The sequence below is a fragment of the Halomonas sp. hl-4 genome (genome assembly GCF_900215475.1).
In the GTDB taxonomy this organism is placed as follows: domain Bacteria; phylum Pseudomonadota; class Gammaproteobacteria; order Pseudomonadales; family Halomonadaceae; genus Vreelandella.
In genome coordinates this window covers 1,762,289-1,780,329 of record NZ_LT907845.1, presented here as the reverse complement: position 1 = coordinate 1,780,329, position 18,041 = coordinate 1,762,289, and the positions used below count along the sequence as shown (strand labels likewise).

The window sequence follows — 18,041 nt, the reverse complement described above, 5'->3', positions numbered from 1 at the left end:
GCGGAATAAACGCATCTCGGCGCACTGTTAAGCTTGGCAAAATGGCCAGGGTTTAGTGAGCGTTAACGTCAAGTTATTGGCATCTAACGGCGAATGCGTGCTAATTTCTTTGTCACTGCTTCCATTGGAACGGAAGTTGGATGAATCACCTCCTAATCGTCAACCATACCTATAAGTCCAAACAGGACGGAGGAAACGCATATGCGAACTCTATCTACAGCTGCTGCTGCTTCCCTACTGGCGGTGGCATTGCCTGCTAGCGCCCAACAGCTTGCTATCGCCACGGGTGGAACCGGTGGTGTGTATTACCCCATCGGCGGCGGTTTTGCCGAAATGATTAACGAGCACATCGAAGGCGCTCAGGCGACGGCAGAAGTCACCGGTGCCTCAGTGGAAAATATGGGTCTGATCATGCGCGGCGAAGCCGATTTAGCGCTGGTGCTGGCCGATACCGCTTACCAAGCCTATGAAGGTTCGGGCGATTTCGAAGGTCGTCAGGTCGAAAATACTCGTGCGCTTGCCTCGGTTTACCCCAACGCCGTGCAACTGGTCACCCTGGCCGACTCGGACATTGAGTCGCTGTCGGACCTGGAAGGCAAACGCGTCTCGGTAGGCGCTCCGGGTAGCGGCACCGAGCTGAACGCTCGCGCGCTATTAGAAGCCAACGGCATGAGTTACGACGACTTCACGCCCCAGCGCCTTAACTTCAACGAAACCGCTGACGCCATTCGCGATGGCGACATCGACGCCGGCTTCTGGAGCGTTGGCCCGCCCACCAGTTCCATCATGAACCTGGCCACCACGCGGGATATCCGTCTGATTGGTTTGAGCGACGAAGAAATTGAGAACGCTCAGGAAGAAGAGGAAGTCTTTGCTCCTTACGAGCTGGAAGAAGGCCTCTACGAAGGCATGGACGAAGCGGTGCAAACCATCGGCATTCCGAACGTTCTGGTCGTTAATTCAGATATGGACGAGGATCTGGCCTACCAGCTGACCGAGCTGCTGTTCGAAAACACCGATGAGCTGATCGCGGTGCATCCGGCGGCCAACGACACCACCGTTGATTTCACCATGGAGTCCACACCGGTGCCGCTGCATCCAGGTGCCATTCGTTATTTCGAAGAAGTTGACGCCGACATTCCGGATCGTCTACGTCCCTAATCCACGCGCGGGCGATCATCATGCATCTGCAACGACGACGCCTGCCTTGGATCACCATCGGGAGGTTAGCCCCAGCGCTTGTGCTGGGGCTAACCTGCTCACCATTAGCCGGAGCGGAGTCTTCCTCAGCTCCGGCTAATGCGTCTGCGTACCTGCTGGTGACCGACGAGCAGGGCGAACCACTGTTCCAAACGGCGATGCCTGAAGGGGCGCGCTGGTGCCTGCAATGGCACCACTCGGTAAAGAAGTTTGCGGTATTGGATTGTTACCGTAATCACGCGGGTGTGATGGAATTAGAGCGCAGTCACCAACCCGATTTTGCTGCTGGCCTGGGGCATACCCAAGGCCGAGGTGAACAGCTTTCCGATGGAGAGGGGGGGTATTGGATTGAAGGCATTGATGAACCCGTTCCGGGGAATCGGTACGCTTTGCGCGTGGGGGCGCTCGCGGTTGACCATCGCCTGGTATGGCAGCGTGATGGGGAGGCGAAAAGCTTCAGCTTGAGCCGTCGCGCTGCAGGTGAGCGGGTTACCCTGCAGTTGACTGAAACCGCGCTATCCGGCGTGGACAACAAGTAAGCAAGACATCGTCTGATGAGGACTTCATGAACGAATCCAAACAACCACCGGTTGTCATGCCCGGCGGCAATGTGATTCAGCCCCGTGCGATACTTTGGTGCATCACCATTGTGGCGGTGGGGCTTTCCCTGTTCCAACTTTTCTCAGCGGGCATACAACCGTTGGGGCTTTTCTATCAGCGTAGCATTCACCTTGCATTGATCATGATGCTGGCCTTTTTAATGTTTCCGGTCTTCGGGGGCACTCGTCCGCGCGGCATTCTAAGCTGGGCGATCGATGCAGTGTTTTTTGCCGGTGCGGTGATCACTGGCGGCTATCTGGTGCTGTATCTCGACGAGATTATCAACCGAGCGGGTTTTTGGTCGGAGACCGATATCCTGGTGGCCTGCATCGCCACGGTCACGGTACTTGAAGCTAGCCGTCGAGCGGTTGGTTTCAGCATGACCGTGATCGGGTTGATCGCCATCCTCTATGCCATGGCTGGGCCGCGCGGTGAGTTGCCTTGGCTTGGGGAGTGGATGCCGGGCATTTTAGATCACCGTGGCTATAGTCTTGATCGAATCGCCGGGCAGCTTTATCTCGGCCAGGAAGGTATTTTTGGGCTACCGCTTGGGGTTGCGGCGACCTATATCTTTATTTTCGTACTGTTTGGTGCCTTTTTGGAAAGCACCGGCGCGGGCAGGTTTTTTATCGACATGGCCTACGCCGCCACCGGCCGCCAGCGCGGCGGCCCGGCCAAAGCCGCTGTACTTGCCTCGGCGGGCATGGGCTCGATTTCAGGTAGCGCGATTGCCAACGTGGTGACCACGGGGGCGTTTACCATTCCGTTGATGAAAAAGCTTGGCTACAAACCCAAGGAAGCGGGGGGGATTGAAGCTGCTGCTTCCACCGGTGGGCAAATCATGCCGCCGTTAATGGGCGCCGGGGCGTTCTTGATTGCCGAATACACCAATACGCCGTATTTGGAAATCGTCAAAATCAGCATTTTGCCAGCGATCATGTATTTCGCCACGGTGTACTTGTTTGTGCATATCATCGCGCTTAAGCAGGGCATGCAGGGCATGGCGAAAAGCGAGCTGCCGCAGATGCGCCAGGTAATGCGCGATGGCTGGCATTTCTTGCTGCCGCTGGCGGTGCTGGTGTGGCTGTTGGCGATGAGCATGTCGCCGATGCGCGTAGGTTTTTATGCGGTGGTCACCATGGTGGCGGTTGCCGTGCTGCGTTATGCGGTGTGGTTTATGTTCATCGCCCCCAAACAGGGCGAGGCAGTGACCGCGCACCGTATCAAGGAGGTTTCGGCTGCCGGGCTTAGAAAGCTTGTCGAAGGGCTCGAGTTAGGCGCACGTAATGCGGTGGCAGTCTCCATGGCCTGCGCGGTGGCGGGGATCATCGTCGGCGTCGTCGGGCTTACCGGCCTGGGGCTTAAATTCTCCTCGATGATGATGGCATTTTCCGGCGGCAACATCCTGCTGGCGCTGCTCATGGTGCTACTGGCGAGCTTGGTGTTGGGCATGGGACTGCCAGTTACCGCTAGCTATATCGTACTCATCGTACTGGTTGGCCCCGCGCTGACCGAAGAGTTTGGCATTCCGCTGTTGATCGCTCATCTGGTGGTGTTCTGGTATTCCCAGGATTCCAACGTGACGCCCCCCGTCGCCCTCGCCGGGTTTGCGGGGGCAGCAATTGCCGGCAGTAAACCGATGGAAACCAGCTTCCAGGCCTGGAAGTTTGCCAAGGGCCTGTATCTGATTCCGCTGTTTATGGTATTCAATCCGGAGATTATTGTTGGTGGGCCAGTACCGCTGGTGATTTGGAACGGGGTGATTGCCCTGCTGGCGCTTGGAGCGTTTGCCGCTGCCTTGGAGGGTTACCTATTCACTCGAATGGGCTGGCTGTCGCGAATCGCCATTAGCATCGCGATTATCGGCGTGTTCTACCCCAACCTGATGGCCGAAGCGGCCGGGGTGGTGGTCATGAGCGTGGCGATTATCGCCAACTGGCTAGCGAGCAGGCGAGAATCTGCCGTTGCCTAGTTGAGGGATTAGCGTAAGCACAAAAAAGGCCTGGCATATTGCCAGGCCTTTTACTTTGGGGCTTGTACGTTAGAAAATGGATTCCGCCGTACCCGAGCCTTGAGAGCCGCTTTCTTCTTCCAGCTCACGGCTAATCTGGCTGTTTTGGTAGTCGGGTAGATAATCCTCGTGGAATAACTCGGAAATGCCGCCGGATTGTTCGTCGCGCAAGCGGCGGCCACTATCAGGATCAATCCTCGCGCTAACCACCGTATCCGGCTGCTCGGGCATCGCCGAAGGCGTTCCTTCTAATGCCTCACCCATAAAGTCAATCCAAATGGGTAGCGCCGCATTGGCACCGTATTCGGCCATGGTTTCGTTGCTGTCTTTACCGACCCAAATAGTCGTGACCAGGTTGTCGTTAAAGCCAGCAAACCAGGTATCACGCTGGCTATTGGTGGTGCCGGTTTTGCCGACGATGTCGTCGCGCTCCAAGCTTAATGCCGCACGCCCGGTGCCGCTTTCAATAACGTCACGCATCATATCGCGCAGAATGTACAAGGCAGCAGGGTCGGCAACGCGGGGCGCGACGGGGTATTCGCGGCCATCAATTTCTACCGTCTCCTGGTCATCGTCGCATTCACGGCAAGCCACTTGTGGGGTGGCTTCGTCGAGAATTTCTTCCTCGTCACCGCCTTCCCGGGCAACCCGCTCGATAAACCACGGAGATACTTGGAAGCCGCCGTTGGCGAGCACAGAGTACGCATTGGTCATTTCCAACGGCGTGAGACTGGCACTGCCAAGCGCTAGGGCTAAGCCACGTGGCAGACGGCCTTCAGCGAAACCAAAGCCTTGTAAGTATTCCAGGGTGTAGTCAATCCCCATGCTTTGTAGTACCCGGATGGTGACTAGGTTGCGCGAGCGTGCCAGCGCCGGGCGCAGCCGCGTGGGGCCTTGGAAATCGAGGCTAGAATTAACCGGGCGCCACATGGTATCGCTACCATCATCCATCACTACCGGCGCATCGTTAACCACGCTGGCGGCGTTCATGTCGCCTTCTTCAAGTGCGGCGAGATAGATAAACGGTTTGAAAATAGAGCCGGCTTGGCGCTGAGCCTGAACGGCGCGGTTAAACTTACTAGCGTTAAAGTCAAAGCCACCTTGCAGCGCCAGAATAGCGCCAGTGCGTGGGTCCTGGGCGACTAATGAACCTTCGGCATCTGGGCGTTGAGATAAGCGCAGTTCGCCTTCTTCATTTTCCACTACACGGATTAAATCGCCGCGTGTGGCAATTTCTTCTGCGGAACTAGGTTCGGCACCTTGGCTGCGCGGCGATTGAAAGGGGCGCGCCCAGTTTAAGCCTTCCCAAGGGATGCTGCGCAGTTCCCCATCGACCAGCACGTCCATCTCTTGTCCACTGCTTTCGACGACAATCGCTGGTTGGAGTAAGCCATAGCGCGGCGTGCGATCAAGCACCTGAATCCAGTTGCTGACATCGCCTTCGATACCGTCGACTTCGGTTTGGCTGCGTTCGGCCGCCTGACGAGCGGTTTGGCGAATCTCCGGCGACTCGGCAAGTTCTTCTTCAAGCCCCTGGGTCTCGGTTTGCTCCTGAGCTTCCACTAGGCTTGAGGCAATGTCGCGCTCCTCTGGTCCACGCCAGCCGTGGCGCCGGTCGTAAGCAATTAGTCCATCCGCCAAGGCGCGGCGAGCCGAAGGTTGTAGCTCGCTGTCGATGGTGGTGTAAATGCGGTAGCCACCGGTATAGGCATCGTCGCCGAAGCGGTCGACAGCATATTGGCGGGCCATTTCGGCAACGTAAGATGCATCCACTTCCGTTTCGGTTGAGTGACGGCGCGCTGTGACCGGCGCTTGAACTGCCTCGCGATAGGTATCTTCGTCAATATGCCCCAGTTCGCGCATGCGGAATAAAATCCAGTTGCGACGAATCAGCGAGCGCTCTGAATTGGCCAAGGGATTAAACGCCGAAGGGGCTTTGGGCAGGCCGGCAATCATGGCGGTTTCTGCCAGCGTCAATTCCTCCAGGGGTTTGTCGTAATAGGTGTCGGCCGCGGCGGCGATCCCATACGCACGGTTACCTAGAAATATTTTGTTTACATAGAGTTCGAAAATTTCTTCTTTATTTAACAATTGCTCCATCTGCAAAGCGAGCAGGATTTCGCGAATTTTGCGGGTAAAGGTTTGATCCAGCGTCAGCAGATAGTTACGCGCCACCTGCATGGTAATGGTGGAACCACCGGACTGGATTGCCCCGCCACTTTGCATCAATTCCAGCGAGGCACGGGCCAGGCCGCGCGGGTCTACGCCTTGGTGGTCGAAATAATTGGCATCTTCGGCGGCGGTCAGGGCGTTAATCATCTCGTCGGGAATTGCGTCGAAGTCAATTTCGATCCGCCGCTCTTCGCCAAACTCGCCGATCAATAGCCCGTCGCGGGTCAGAATGCGTAATGGGGTGTGCAGCTCAAAGTTTTGCAGCTGACGAACGTCTGGAAGACCGGGGGCGAAATAGATAGCGGCGCCGACCACGGCGAGGATAACGGCACCGGCAAGCGATACCACGATGCCTAACAGCGACACAATAAGGGTGCGGAGAAACGTCATGAATGGAAAGTACCCATGGGATGAATAAAAAAGAGACGGTATCTAAACGACCGTATCACGCAACTGGCTGCCATTATAGGAAGCCGAGGCGGCCGCCACCAGTGTTGATGTGCCATGATGCTGTTTGAGTGTGACTTGGCTTAAAATCATGTAACCTCGACCAACGCGATAGGCAGGCGATACCGGACCCATAATGCGTTTACTCAAACCCCGTAACGGGTTGATCGGTGTCGATATTACGTCGGCGACCGTCAAGCTGCTTGAACTCAAATATGCTCATCAAAACTATCAGGTGGAAAGCTATGCGGTGCGCCCGCTGCGTGAAGGGGCTGTCGTGGAGCGGCGCATTCGGGACATTGACGACGTTGCCAATGTACTCAGCCGCGCGGTAGAGCATGCCAACCCCTCAACGCGTAAAGCGGCGGTAGCGGTGCCAGCAAGCGCGGCGATTACCAAAACGCTTAGCTTTCCGCTTTCGCTTAGCGAAGACGACATAGAAGCCCAGATTATCGCCGAATCAGACCGACATATTCCATTCCCGTTCAATGAAGTGGCGTTTGATTTTGAGTGCCTGGGCCCATCCCCGTTTGATGGCGACCGCCAGCAAGTGGTATTGGTCGCCTGCCGTCAGCAAGATGTCAGCCAGTTAACCGAGACCCTTGAGCGTGCCGGGTTGGAGCCTGCGGCGGTAGAAGTCGAGACCTTCGCCGTAGAGCGCTCGTTTGAGGAGTTGCGACGCCAGCTACACGTTCAAGACGACCCTGAGGCCTGCGTCGGCTTGGTGGATATCGGCGCCAACATGAACGCTTTTCACGTCGTGCGCGGTGGGCACATTGTTTACAGCCGCGATACCGTGTTTGGTGGCCGTCAGCTGACCGATGCCATTCGTGACCGTTACCAGTTAAGTATGGAAGAAGCTGGCTTCGCCAAAAAACGTGGCGGTTTGCCCGATGATTATCACGCAAGTGTGCTCAACCCGTTTTTAGAAACGGTCGTCCAGCAGGTTGGACGCTCACTACAGCTCTATTACACGGCGGGCCGTCAGCACGAGGTCAAGCATATTGTGTTGGCGGGTGGGTCAAGCGTGATTCCCGGTTTGGCGGAACGTATCGCCGAAGATAGCGGCATGACGGTAACCATCGCCAATCCTTTCCAAGCAATGGGCGTCAATAAGCGATTGGATGTCGAGGCGTTAACCAATGATGCCCCGGCAATGCTTACCGCAGGCGGTCTGGCCATGAGGATAGGCCGATGAGTATCACCATCAACTTACTCCCATGGCGGGATCAGCAGCGTGAGCGGCGTACGCGGCGTTTTTATTACTTCCTCCTGATAATGTTGCTGGTCGGCGCGGCGCTGGGCTGGGGGATCGCTAAATTTTATGCCGCCCACGTGGCCACCCAGCAGCAGCGCAATGCGTTCATCGAATCGCAGGCGCGCGAACTGGGCGAGGATATTGGCGACTTGTCGCGCTATAAAACCGATGCCCTTCGGGTCGGTGAGCAACTGGTTCTCTTTCAAACGCTGCAAACGCAGCGGGCCAGCACCGTAGAATTGTTTAATGCGCTAGCCGGTAGTGTGGCCAGCGGTGTGGTCTACCAGCAGGTCTCGCGCAGCGGCGCCCAGGTAAGCGTAGAGGGGTTGGCGGCCAGCGAGCGACAGGTGTCTGACCAGTTACGCCGAGTCGCCGATAGTAAGGCGCTTGGCGTGCCTTCGCTATCGGAAGTCGAGAGCGATGCTGAAGGCAGCGGCCGTCAGTTTCGCTTTGACGTACAACAGCCGTCGTTGGCGGCGTCTGCACCCGCCGAGGAGCAGCCGTGATGTGGAAGCGAACGCGCTGGGCGCATGAATGGCAAGAGCTACGCGCTGTCGACTGGCGCGATCTGGATGTTAAAGAAGCCGGTGGCTGGCCGGTGCTGCTTAAAGCATTGTGCGGCGTGCTTGCGTTACTGGTGGCGCTGTTGGTGATGGAATGGTGGGTGATTGGCGAGCGACGGGCGGCGCTTGTGAGTGCGCAGCAACAGGAGACGCGCTTGCTTAGCGAGTATCGTCGTCAAGCGGGTGAAGCCGTTCAACTGCCCAAAATGCGCGAGCAGCTTGCCACGCTGGAAGATCAGATGTCGCGTCTGCGTGCCATCCTACCCACCGACGCGGAAATCCCTTCGTTGATTGACAGCATCAGTGATGCCGCCGTGGATAACCGGCTGACCATTGAAACGATTCGATTGCGCCCTACGGTGACCCAACCGCATTATGTTGAGCAACCGCTGGATATCCAGGTGCGCGGCGACTTTCATCAAATTGCCCGGTTTGCCGCTGATATCGCTTCTTTATCGCGGCTAGTCACCCAGCACGATTTTACACTGGCACCCGCAGAGGGCAGTGGCGACACCCTAAGGCTTTCTTTGTTGGCACGTACCTACCGTGACCGGGAGGAAGCCCCATGACGTTGCCACGCCGATGGCTAACCGGAGGATGGATGGCGGGGCTCGCCTTGCTGACGGGCTGCGCCGATCCATCGCTTGAGCAATTGGAGTCAACCCTCAGCGATATCCGGCAAATGCCCAGCCGTGAGGCGACCATGGTGATTCCTTATGTGCCGCTTTACCCTACGCAACGCTATCAACACAGCGATTCGCGCAGTCCTTTTTTGCCGCCTGAGTCGATACAAGACGGCGTGCCTAACGTACTAGCGGAGGGAGGTGACGCGCCTGACCAACAGCGGCCTTCCGAGCCGCTTGAGCGTTTTTCCTTGAGCGAGCTTCAACTGGTGGGTACGTTGCGTATGACCGGGCGGCAGGTGGCGATGATTGCCACGCCGGAGGGAGAAGTGGTAACGGTCGGAGAGGGTAATTATATAGGCACCGACTATGGCCGCATTGTCGGCATCTCGTCCCAGGAAGTTGATATTCGCGAACGCATTTACACCCAGCAAAACGGCTGGCAGGCACGCCCGGCGTCGCTCACCATCGACGATGAGCGCTAAAAAAATCGTGGGCGCTGATCACTCAGCCCCCTAAGCAAGTGGAAGGAGACCCATGGCAGTCACGTTGGTAAGCCGTTTTCGGCAAAGCATGCTGTTGGCAATGTTGTTACTTCCCAGTTGGGCAGTAGCCTCGGTGCTCACCGACCTGGATGTGCGTGAGACAGAACGCGGCGACGTGGCACTGGATTTGCGCTTTAGCGGCGATGTACCCGAACTCAACGGCTATCCGTTAACTGATCCCCCGCGTTTGGCTCTGGACTTGGCCGGGGCGGAAAACGGGCTGCCTGAGCGACGAATGCGTGTTGATCAAGGTGGCATTGAAGGAATTACGGCGTTGGAGGGCAGCGGTCGCACACGCTTGGTGCTGGATCTGGACGCCCCCCGCGAGTTTCGCTCTTCGGTGTCGGGGGATCGATTGACGGTAACGCTCGCGGCCGCCAACGAGCCAAATGAAGCCCCAGCCGAAGGTCTTGAAACGGCCGGGGGGCCACAAGTAGAAGATATCGATTTCCAGCGCGGTGAAGATGGTGCAGGACGCTTAATCGTGACGTTTGACCGCGATAGTGTGACCCCCCGTGTTCGCGAAGGCGGAAACGATGAAGTGGTCGTTGATCTGGGCGAGGTCAATGTGCCTGACGCGCTTAATCAGGTCTACGATGTGACTGACTTTGCCACACCTATCTCGCGCATTACGCCACGCCGTGGGCAGGGGGGTAGCGAGCTGGTGCTGGCAACGGATGGTCCCTATGCCATGGTGTCGTCGCAGTCAGAAGATCAGCTGACTGTAGAAGTTCAGCCCGTTAGCCAGGATTCCCAGCAAGCCCGCGAGGAGCAAGATGAAGATTACACGGGCGAGCGGCTGAGCCTGAACTTCCAGGACATTGAAGTGCGCGCTGTATTGGCGACACTTGCCGACTTTACCGGCTTGAATCTGGTGGCTAGCGATAGCGTCAGTGGGCGCGTGACCCTAAACTTAAACGACGTTCCCTGGGATCAGGCGCTGGATTTGATCCTACAGAGCCAGGGGCTTTCCAGTCGTGAAAAAGGCAACGTGATTGTGGTGGCGCCAGCCGGTGAGCTCGCTGAACTGGAACGCCAGGAACTGGAAGCTCGCGACCAGCAGGAAACATTGGAGCCGCTGATTACTGAGTATGTTGAAGTGAAATACGCTCGTGCGGAAGACCTGGCTGAACTACTGCGCGGCGGCGACGGCTTCGGTTTGCTCACCGAGCGGGGGCGGGTAAGTGTTGATCAGCGCACCAACACGCTGCTGATTCAGGACACACCTGCTCAGGTGCGCGAAATCATGGGTACCCTGGACCGTTTGGATGTTGCCGTTCGCCAGGTGCAGATCGAAGCGCGTATTGTGATTGCCCGGGATACCGCCTCCCGGGAGTTAGGTATTAACTGGGGCGCGTCCAGCACACGCGGCTTTCAGGAGGGTAGTGACGGCAATTTCGAAGGCCGCGATATCAACCCCGAGGGGCTGAACCGGGCGCGGGGCGGGCTCTCGGTGGACTTGGGTGATACGTCCGATGCCGGCACCGGGTTCAGTTTCGGTTATCTGGCCGGCGACGTGCTGCTCGACCTCGAGCTTCGCGCGTTGGAAAGCGAGGGCAAAAGCCAGACGATTTCACAGCCCAAAATCATTACCGCTAATCAACGCACCGCGACCATCAGCCAGGGCGAGGAACGGGCCTTCCAAAGCGTAGACGGCAACGACAATCCGGATACCGAGTTCAAGGAAGCCGAGCTATCGCTTGAGGTAACCCCGCAGATTACGCCGGATAACCGTATTATCATGGACCTGTTGATTCGTAACGACAGTTTCCGGGAATCTGAATTTGGTGGTGAGCCACCCATCGATACCAACGAAATCGAGACCCAGGTGCTGGTCGATAACGGTCAAACCGTGGTGTTGGGCGGTATTTTAACCACCGAAGAACTGCGTCAAATCGCCAAAACACCGCTGTTAGGCGATATTCCTTTGCTAGGTCGACTGTTTCGCTATACCGAAGAGAGCAATGAAAAGGTAGAGTTACTAGTCTTTATTACACCCCGACTTCTTGATGATGGCTTAACGGTTCGCTGATGCAGGATTTACCCAACCTTTTTCTAATTGGCCCCATGGGGGCTGGCAAAAGCACGATTGGTCGGCTATTGGCGGCCGAACTTTCGCGCGAATTTTTTGATAGCGACCACGCCATCCAGGCGCGTTGCGGGGCAGATATCCCGTGGATTTTTGATGTAGAAGGTGAGCAGGGTTTTCGTCAGCGCGAAGTTCAGATGATCGACGAACTGACCCAGCGCCACTCGGTGGTGGTGGCAACGGGCGGAGGTGCAGTGCTGCGTGAGGAAAACCGCCGCGCGCTGCGTGAGCGCGGCACGGTAGTGTATTTGCTGACCACCGTGGATCAGCAGCTCAGGCGCACCGCCAAAGACCGCAACCGCCCGCTGTTGCAGTGCGCCAATCGAGAGCAGGTGTTGAACGATATGTTCGCTGCCCGCGACCCGCTATATCGCGCCACCTCCGATATCACCGTGCGCACCGACCGACGTAGCCCGCGCGCGGTGGTCAACGAGATATTGCGCCGCGTTAAGCGCCTGGTCGACCCACTTGAAACCGAAAATTCGTCTAACAAGGTATCCCCATGACCAACGTTGACGGCGTACAGCGTACGCTTAAGGTAGCGCTCGGCGAGCGCAGCTATCCGATCCACATTGGTACGGGGCTTCTGGGCAAGCCCGAACTGTTGACGCCGTACCTGGCAGGCCAGCAAGTCATGGTGGTCACCAACGAGTCTATTGCCCCGCTGTATCTAGATAAATTCTGTGCTGGTTTATCAGCGTCTTTAGACGTGCGCACGGTGGTATTGCCCGATGGCGAGCAGTACAAAACCATTGAGCATGTCAGCCGTATTTGGGATGCGCTGTTGGAAGCCGGGTTTAATCGTCGCTGTACGTTGGTCGCGCTGGGTGGCGGCGTAATTGGCGATATGGTCGGCTATGCGGCGGCTGCCTATCAGCGTGGTGTGGCGTTTATTCAGGTACCGACCACGCTGCTCTCCCAGGTGGACTCCTCTGTCGGGGGGAAAACCGGCGTCAACCATCCGCTGGGCAAAAACATGATTGGCGCATTTTGGCAGCCGAAAGTCGTGCTGGTGGATATTGATTCACTTAAGAGCCTACCCCGCCGAGAGCTGTCGGCGGGTATGGCCGAGGTGATTAAGTACGGCTTGATTCGCGACGAAGCGTTTTTAAGCTGGTTGGAAGCCACTATGCCAGCACTGCTTGATGTTGAGCCCGAGGTGGTAGCCGAAGCCATCGCCCGCAGTTGCCAAATCAAAGCCGATATTGTCGCTGAGGATGAAACCGAACAGGGCGTGCGTGCGCTGTTAAACCTGGGTCACACCTTTGGCCACGCCATTGAGGCCCACCAGGGCTACGGCAACTGGCTGCACGGCGAAGCTGTGGGCGCTGGCATGGCCATGGCGGCCACGCTTTCTAACCGCTTAGGCTGGATCGACGACGCGGCCCTGGCGCGCAGCCTGGCAGTGATTGAGAGCGCCGAGCTGCCGTTGGCGGCACCGGCGAATATGTCCAGCGATGACTTTTTAGCCCGCATGCGGCTGGATAAGAAAAATATCGATACCCGCCTTCGCCTGGTACTGCTTAACGCCTTGGGCGATGCCTGTGTGAGCGATGCGGTGCCCGTAGACGTTCTACGTACGCTGTTGGATGATTATCCGCGTCGGTAGTGATTGTATATACCCACTGCACGCGACACCTCGCTCTGTTTGAGCGGGGTGTTTTTGGTTTTGGCCAAGAGAAGTGTTTTTGATTTAGCTAATCCGCATGCCTTATGCAGCATCGGCATGGATAAAAACCGCCTTATTAGACTAAAGTCTATAAATAATCTGCTTTCGTTAAAATAGCGTTTTCACTCGTTGCAAGTGGTTGAAGGATATCAATTTTTTAATTGATTGATTATGCAACTACAGGATTTGGAAAGGGTTTTAAGCACTTTAAGGGCGAGGAAAGATTGCGCAAAGCAGCTGCAAATCGCTATGCTGACCGGCCATTTTTCTAACGGTAGCGTAAGGCAAGTGACGCCCTTAACGGGCCGGCCACCACCACTAAAAAAACAATAACCTGCCTTTTTATCACAACCCCGCTACCAAAAAAACACGCTGACTAGAGGCACGCCCATGAACAAAGGTCTTCACCAGCCCGGCGAGTTCCGCGACAACTGCGGCTTCGGCCTGATTGCCCATATGGAAGGGCAGGCCAGCCACGATTTGTTGAAAACCGCGATTGAGTCACTTACCTGCATGACTCACCGGGGCGGTATTGCCGCTGACGGTAAAACCGGCGATGGCTGCGGGCTGTTGCTTAAAATGCCTACTCACTTCATGCAGGCCGTGGCTAAAGACGCGTTGGGCGTTGAGCTTGGCGAGCGTTTTGCCGTTGGGGTTGTGTTCCTGCCCGATGACGACGCGCGTGCGGCGCGTGGACGCGATACCCTGGAAGATGCGCTCAAGGCGCGGGGGTTAAACGTGTTGGGCTGGCGCGATGTGCCCACCGATTCCAGCGTGTGTGGCCCCATGGCACTTGATTGCCTGCCGCGGATTAAACAGGTGTTTGTGCAGCCGGGCAGCGGTGAGCACTTCGACGTTGACCTGTTCATGGCACGCCGCTATACCGAGCAGACCATGCGCGATGATGAAGACTTTTACGTCGCGTCGCTGTCGTCCGAGGTAGTGTCCTATAAAGGGCTGGTGATGCCCGAAGACCTGCCAGCTTTCTATAAAGACCTTAACGATCCTCGTCTGGAAACCGCTATTTGTGTTTTCCACCAGCGTTTCTCGACCAATACGGCACCGCGCTGGCCGCTTGCCCAGCCGTTCCGCCTGCTGGCACATAACGGCGAGATCAACACCATTGAAGCCAACCGTGGTTGGGCGAACTCGCGTAAAGCCAACTTCGTTAACGAACGCCTGCCGGATATCGCCGAGCTGGATGAAATCGTCAATACCACCGGTTCTGACTCCTCGAGCATGGACAACATGCTGGAAGTGCTGCTCACCGGTGGCATGGAGCTGCACCGCGCGGTGCGCATGATGGTACCGCCGGCCTGGCAGAACGTCGAAACCATGGACGCCGAGCTGCGCGCTTTCTACGAATACAACTCCATGCACATGGAGCCTTGGGATGGACCGGCGGGCGTGGTCATGACCGACGGCCGCCAGGCAGTGTGTATGCTTGACCGTAACGGCCTGCGCCCGGCGCGCTGGGTGATCACCAAAAACGGCTATATCACTCTGGCCTCCGAGATCGGCACCTACGGCTATAAGCCGGAAGACGTGGTAGCCAAAGGCCGCGTAGGGCCCGGTCAAATGCTGGCGGTGGACACCCATACCGGTGAAGTGCTGCATACCGAGGATATCGACAGCCGTCTGAAGTCAGCGTATCCCTACAAGCGCTGGCTGAAGCAGGAAGCCAACTACCTGGAGTCGGCGCTCACTGAGCTTGCACGTTTCCAAAACATGGACGGTAACGCGCTGAACGTGCAGCAGAAAATGTTCCAGGTCAGCTTTGAAGAGCGCGACCAGGTGCTGCGCCCACTGGCGGAAAGCGGCCAGGAGGCGGTGGGTTCGATGGGCGACGACACGCCTATGGCGGTGCTGTCCAGCCGTCCGCGGCTACTCACCGATTACTTCCGCCAGAAGTTTGCCCAGGTGACCAACCCGGCCATTGATCCGCTGCGCGAAGCGATCGTCATGTCGCTGGAAACCTGCTGTGGTGCTGAGCTTAATGTTTTCAAGGCCACCCCGGAACATGCCCACCGGCTGATTCTAACCACCCCGGTGCTGTCGCCGCGCAAGTTTACCGCCCTGGTCAGCCAGGACGACCCGGCATTTGCCAGCCATACGCTGTCGCTCGGCTACGACCCCGAACAGCAGTCGCTTAAGCAGGCGCTTACGGCGCTGTGCCAGGATGCAGAAGCACAGGTGCGTGCCGGCAAAGTCTTATTGATTCTTACTGATGCCGACTTGCCCAAAGGCGAGCTGCCGATTCAAGCCGCCCTGGCGGTAGGTGCAGTGCACTCGCATTTAGGCCGTTTGGCGCTGCGCCCCAACGCAAATATCGTGGTGGAAACCGGCTACGCCCGTGATGCGCATCAGATGGCAGTGCTGTTCGGTGTGGGCGCCACAGCGGTGTACCCTTGGCTTGCATATCAGGTCATGGCGGATATGCACCGAACCGGCGAGCTGACCGGCAACCCGGCAGACGCGCGGGAAAACTACCGCAAAGGCTTGCAGAAAGGCTTGTTCAAGATTCTCTCCAAAATGGGTATCTCGACGCTGGCCTCCTACCGTGGCTCAATGCTGTTTGAAGCCGTGGGCCTTGCCGACGAAGTAATGGATACTTGTTTTGTAGGCATGGCATCACGCATCCAGGGCACAGGTTTTGCCGAGCTCCAGCTTCAGCAGGAGTTGCTGGCCAAAGACGCCTGGATTCCGCGTAAGGGTATTCTACAAGGCGGCATGTTCAAGTATGTGCATGGCCACGAATACCACGCCTACAACCCGGACGTGGTGATGACGCTGCAGGCCGCCGTGCAGGAAGGCAGCTACGCCAAGTGGAAGAAATTCGCCCAGCTGGTCAATGAGCGGCCGGTGGCGACGATCCGCGATCTGCTCAAGCTCAAGCCGTCGGAAACGCCGATTCCCCTGGATGACGTCGAGCCCGTTGAAGACCTGCTGCCGCGTTTCGACAGCGCTGGCATGTCGCTGGGTGCGCTCTCACCGGAAGCCCACGAGGCGCTGGCCCAGGCGATGAACGAGGCCGGTGGACGCTCCAACTCGGGCGAAGGCGGCGAAGACCCGGCGCGCTACGGCACCATCCGTAGCTCAAAGATCAAGCAGATTGCCTCGGGCCGTTTTGGCGTGACGCCGCATTATCTGGTCAACGCGGAAGTTTTGCAGATCAAGGTGGCACAGGGCGCCAAGCCCGGCGAAGGCGGTCAGTTGCCCGGCGGCAAGGTCAACCAGCTGATTGCCCGGCTGCGCTACTCGGTGCCCGGCGTGACGCTGATTTCACCGCCGCCGCACCACGATATTTATTCCATCGAGGATTTGGCGCAGCTGATCTTTGACCTCAAGCAGGTCAACCCGGACGCCCAGGTCTCGGTCAAGCTGGTATCCGAGCCGGGTATCGGCACTATCGCGACGGGTGTTGCCAAAGCCTACGCGGACCTGATTACTGTTTCCGGCTACGACGGCGGCACCGCAGCGAGCCCGCTGACTTCGATCAAGCATGCGGGGTCGCCATGGGAGTTGGGTCTTCCCGAAGTCCATCAGGCGCTGCGCATCAACGGCCTGCGCGACAAGATCCGTCTGCAGACGGACGGCGGCTTAAAAACCGGGCTCGACGTGGTCAAGGCGGCAATTCTGGGCGCCGAGAGCTTCGGTTTCGGGACCGCGCCGATGGTCGCGCTGGGCTGCAAGTACCTGCGTATTTGTCATTTGAACAACTGCGCCACCGGTGTCGCCACCCAGGATGACTTCCTGCGCGGCGAACACTTCCGCGGAACCGTGGATATGGTCAAAAGCTACTTCCGCTTTATTGCTGAAGAAGTCCGCGAGCTGATGGCTATGTTGGGGGTGAGCAAGCTCACCGACCTAATTGGCCGCACTGACTTGCTGGAAGTGCTGGAAGGCAACACCGCGTCGCAGCGCAAGCTGGATCTGACGCCGCTGCTGGCCAACGATTTTGTACCGAAAGACGCGCCGCAGTTCTGTAACGTCAGTCGTAACGTGCCTCACGACCCGGGCGCTAAGAACCAGGAAGTACTGGCGGCGTTGAAAGACGCCATCGAAAATCAGTCTGGCGGCGAGTTCGACTTTACCATTACCAACTGCGACCGTAGCGTGGCTGCGCTGACGTCCGGCGCGATTGCCAAGCGCTACGGTGAACAAGGCCTGGAAGCCGCGCCGATCACCGCCCGCTTTACCGGCGTTGCAGGGCAGAGCTTCGGGGTGTGGAATGCCTGTGGCCTGAACCTTTATCTCGAAGGCGACGCCAACGATTACGTGGGTAAAGGCATGAACGGCGGCAGCATCGTGATTGTGCCGCCGAAAGCCAGTGAGTTTGAAAGCCATAAAACCGCGATTATCGGCAATACCTGCCTGTATGGCGCAACCGGCGGTACGTTATTTGCGGCGGGCACCGCGGGTGAACGCTTCGGGGTGCGTAATTCAGGCGCCTCGGCGGTGATTGAAGGCGCAGGCGATCATTGCTGCGAATACATGACCGGCGGTTTGGTCTGTGTGCTGGGCGAAACCGGGGTTAACTTCGGCGCGGGCATGACCGGCGGTTTTGCCTACGTGCTGGACGAAGAGCGCACCTTCGTGGACAAGTACAACCACGAGCTGGTCGAGATTCATCGTGTTAACACCGAAGCGATGGAGGCGTATCGTCGCCACCTACGCGAAATGATTGAGGCCTACGTAGCAGCGACAGGGTCGGCGCGTGGGGCGGCTATTCTGGAAGACTTTAGCGACTACGCGCGCCACTTCTGGCTGGTGAAGCCTAAAGCGGCAAGCTTGGGTAGCCTGCTGGACCAGTCTCGGCGTCAGCCGGAATAACCGTTTTTGCCCCCTATCGCTGACAGGAGAG

12 protein-coding genes are annotated in these 18,041 nt (G+C 57.6%); 11 read left to right on the top strand and 1 reads right to left on the bottom strand.

What is annotated here, in order from left to right:
- Positions 1-201: 201 nt before the first annotated feature.
- Genes CPH17_RS08510 through CPH17_RS08500 form a run of 3 tightly spaced genes read left to right on the top strand, consistent with a single transcriptional unit; the run spans position 202 to position 3,772 of the window.
- Positions 202-1,161, top strand: coding sequence for a TAXI family TRAP transporter solute-binding subunit (locus tag CPH17_RS08510; protein WP_074397334.1), 960 nt, complete (start codon positions 202-204; stop codon positions 1,159-1,161).
- 20 nt (positions 1,162-1,181) lie between these two features.
- On the top strand, positions 1,182-1,739 hold the full coding sequence (locus CPH17_RS08505; RefSeq protein ID WP_082934268.1) for a DUF1850 domain-containing protein: 558 nt from the start codon (positions 1,182-1,184) through the stop codon (positions 1,737-1,739).
- Between the two features lie 26 nt (positions 1,740-1,765).
- Positions 1,766-3,772, top strand: coding sequence for a TRAP transporter permease (locus tag CPH17_RS08500; protein ID WP_074397333.1), 2,007 nt, complete (start codon positions 1,766-1,768; stop codon positions 3,770-3,772).
- A gap of 69 nt (positions 3,773-3,841) precedes the next feature.
- Here CPH17_RS08500 and CPH17_RS08495 read toward each other — a convergent pair whose 3' ends face one another.
- Positions 3,842-6,373, bottom strand: a complete 2,532-nt coding sequence (locus tag CPH17_RS08495; RefSeq protein WP_074397332.1) for a penicillin-binding protein 1A — start codon at positions 6,371-6,373, stop codon at positions 3,842-3,844.
- Between the two features lie 193 nt (positions 6,374-6,566).
- Between CPH17_RS08495 and pilM the strand changes: the two genes are divergently transcribed.
- The 8 genes from pilM (at position 6,567) to gltB (ending at position 18,010) form a co-directional block, all read left to right on the top strand.
- Positions 6,567-7,628, top strand: coding sequence for a type IV pilus assembly protein PilM (gene pilM / locus CPH17_RS08490; RefSeq protein WP_074397331.1), 1,062 nt, complete (start codon positions 6,567-6,569; stop codon positions 7,626-7,628).
- Positions 7,625-8,194 carry a PilN domain-containing protein gene (locus CPH17_RS08485; RefSeq protein ID WP_074397330.1) on the top strand — a complete coding sequence of 190 codons (570 nt, stop codon included), beginning with the start codon at positions 7,625-7,627 and terminating at the stop codon, positions 8,192-8,194. Before pilM ends, CPH17_RS08485 begins: the two co-directional genes overlap by 4 nt.
- Positions 8,194-8,820 carry a type 4a pilus biogenesis protein PilO gene (locus CPH17_RS08480; RefSeq protein ID WP_074397329.1) on the top strand — a complete coding sequence of 209 codons (627 nt, stop codon included), beginning with the start codon at positions 8,194-8,196 and terminating at the stop codon, positions 8,818-8,820. Before CPH17_RS08485 ends, CPH17_RS08480 begins: the two co-directional genes overlap by 1 nt.
- Complete coding sequence (locus tag CPH17_RS08475; RefSeq protein WP_074397328.1) at positions 8,817-9,359, top strand: pilus assembly protein PilP; 543 nt, start codon at positions 8,817-8,819, stop codon at positions 9,357-9,359. The genes CPH17_RS08480 and CPH17_RS08475 overlap by 4 nt, the downstream gene beginning before the upstream one ends.
- A 52-nt stretch (positions 9,360-9,411) precedes the next feature.
- Positions 9,412-11,451 carry a type IV pilus secretin family protein gene (gene pilQ, locus CPH17_RS08470; protein WP_074397327.1) on the top strand — a complete coding sequence of 680 codons (2,040 nt, stop codon included), beginning with the start codon at positions 9,412-9,414 and terminating at the stop codon, positions 11,449-11,451.
- Positions 11,451-12,014: a shikimate kinase AroK gene (aroK, locus tag CPH17_RS08465; protein ID WP_074397326.1), complete on the top strand. Its 564-nt coding sequence runs from the start codon at positions 11,451-11,453 to the stop codon at positions 12,012-12,014. Before pilQ ends, aroK begins: the two co-directional genes overlap by 1 nt.
- On the top strand, positions 12,011-13,117 hold the full coding sequence (gene aroB / locus CPH17_RS08460; protein ID WP_096299020.1) for a 3-dehydroquinate synthase: 1,107 nt from the start codon (positions 12,011-12,013) through the stop codon (positions 13,115-13,117). Before aroK ends, aroB begins: the two co-directional genes overlap by 4 nt.
- Positions 13,118-13,567: 450 nt before the next feature.
- Positions 13,568-18,010, top strand: coding sequence for a glutamate synthase large subunit (gltB, locus tag CPH17_RS08455; RefSeq protein ID WP_096299019.1), 4,443 nt, complete (start codon positions 13,568-13,570; stop codon positions 18,008-18,010).
- Positions 18,011-18,041: the final 31 nt, after the last annotated feature.

Coding starts and splice junctions, on each gene's coding strand:
- CPH17_RS08485 (WP_074397330.1), top strand. CDS start 7,625: ATGAGTATCACCATCAACTTACTCCCATGGCGGGATCAGCAGCGTGAG.
- CPH17_RS08480 (WP_074397329.1), top strand. CDS start 8,194: ATGTGGAAGCGAACGCGCTGGGCGCATGAATGGCAAGAGCTACGCGCT.
- aroB (WP_096299020.1), top strand. CDS start 12,011: ATGACCAACGTTGACGGCGTACAGCGTACGCTTAAGGTAGCGCTCGGC.
- aroK (WP_074397326.1), top strand. CDS start 11,451: ATGCAGGATTTACCCAACCTTTTTCTAATTGGCCCCATGGGGGCTGGC.
- CPH17_RS08510 (WP_074397334.1), top strand. CDS start 202: ATGCGAACTCTATCTACAGCTGCTGCTGCTTCCCTACTGGCGGTGGCA.
- CPH17_RS08475 (WP_074397328.1), top strand. CDS start 8,817: ATGACGTTGCCACGCCGATGGCTAACCGGAGGATGGATGGCGGGGCTC.
- pilQ (WP_074397327.1), top strand. CDS start 9,412: ATGGCAGTCACGTTGGTAAGCCGTTTTCGGCAAAGCATGCTGTTGGCA.
- gltB (WP_096299019.1), top strand. CDS start 13,568: ATGAACAAAGGTCTTCACCAGCCCGGCGAGTTCCGCGACAACTGCGGC.
- CPH17_RS08500 (WP_074397333.1), top strand. CDS start 1,766: ATGAACGAATCCAAACAACCACCGGTTGTCATGCCCGGCGGCAATGTG.
- CPH17_RS08495 (WP_074397332.1), bottom strand. CDS start 6,373: ATGACGTTTCTCCGCACCCTTATTGTGTCGCTGTTAGGCATCGTGGTA.
- pilM (WP_074397331.1), top strand. CDS start 6,567: ATGCGTTTACTCAAACCCCGTAACGGGTTGATCGGTGTCGATATTACG.
- CPH17_RS08505 (WP_082934268.1), top strand. CDS start 1,182: ATGCATCTGCAACGACGACGCCTGCCTTGGATCACCATCGGGAGGTTA.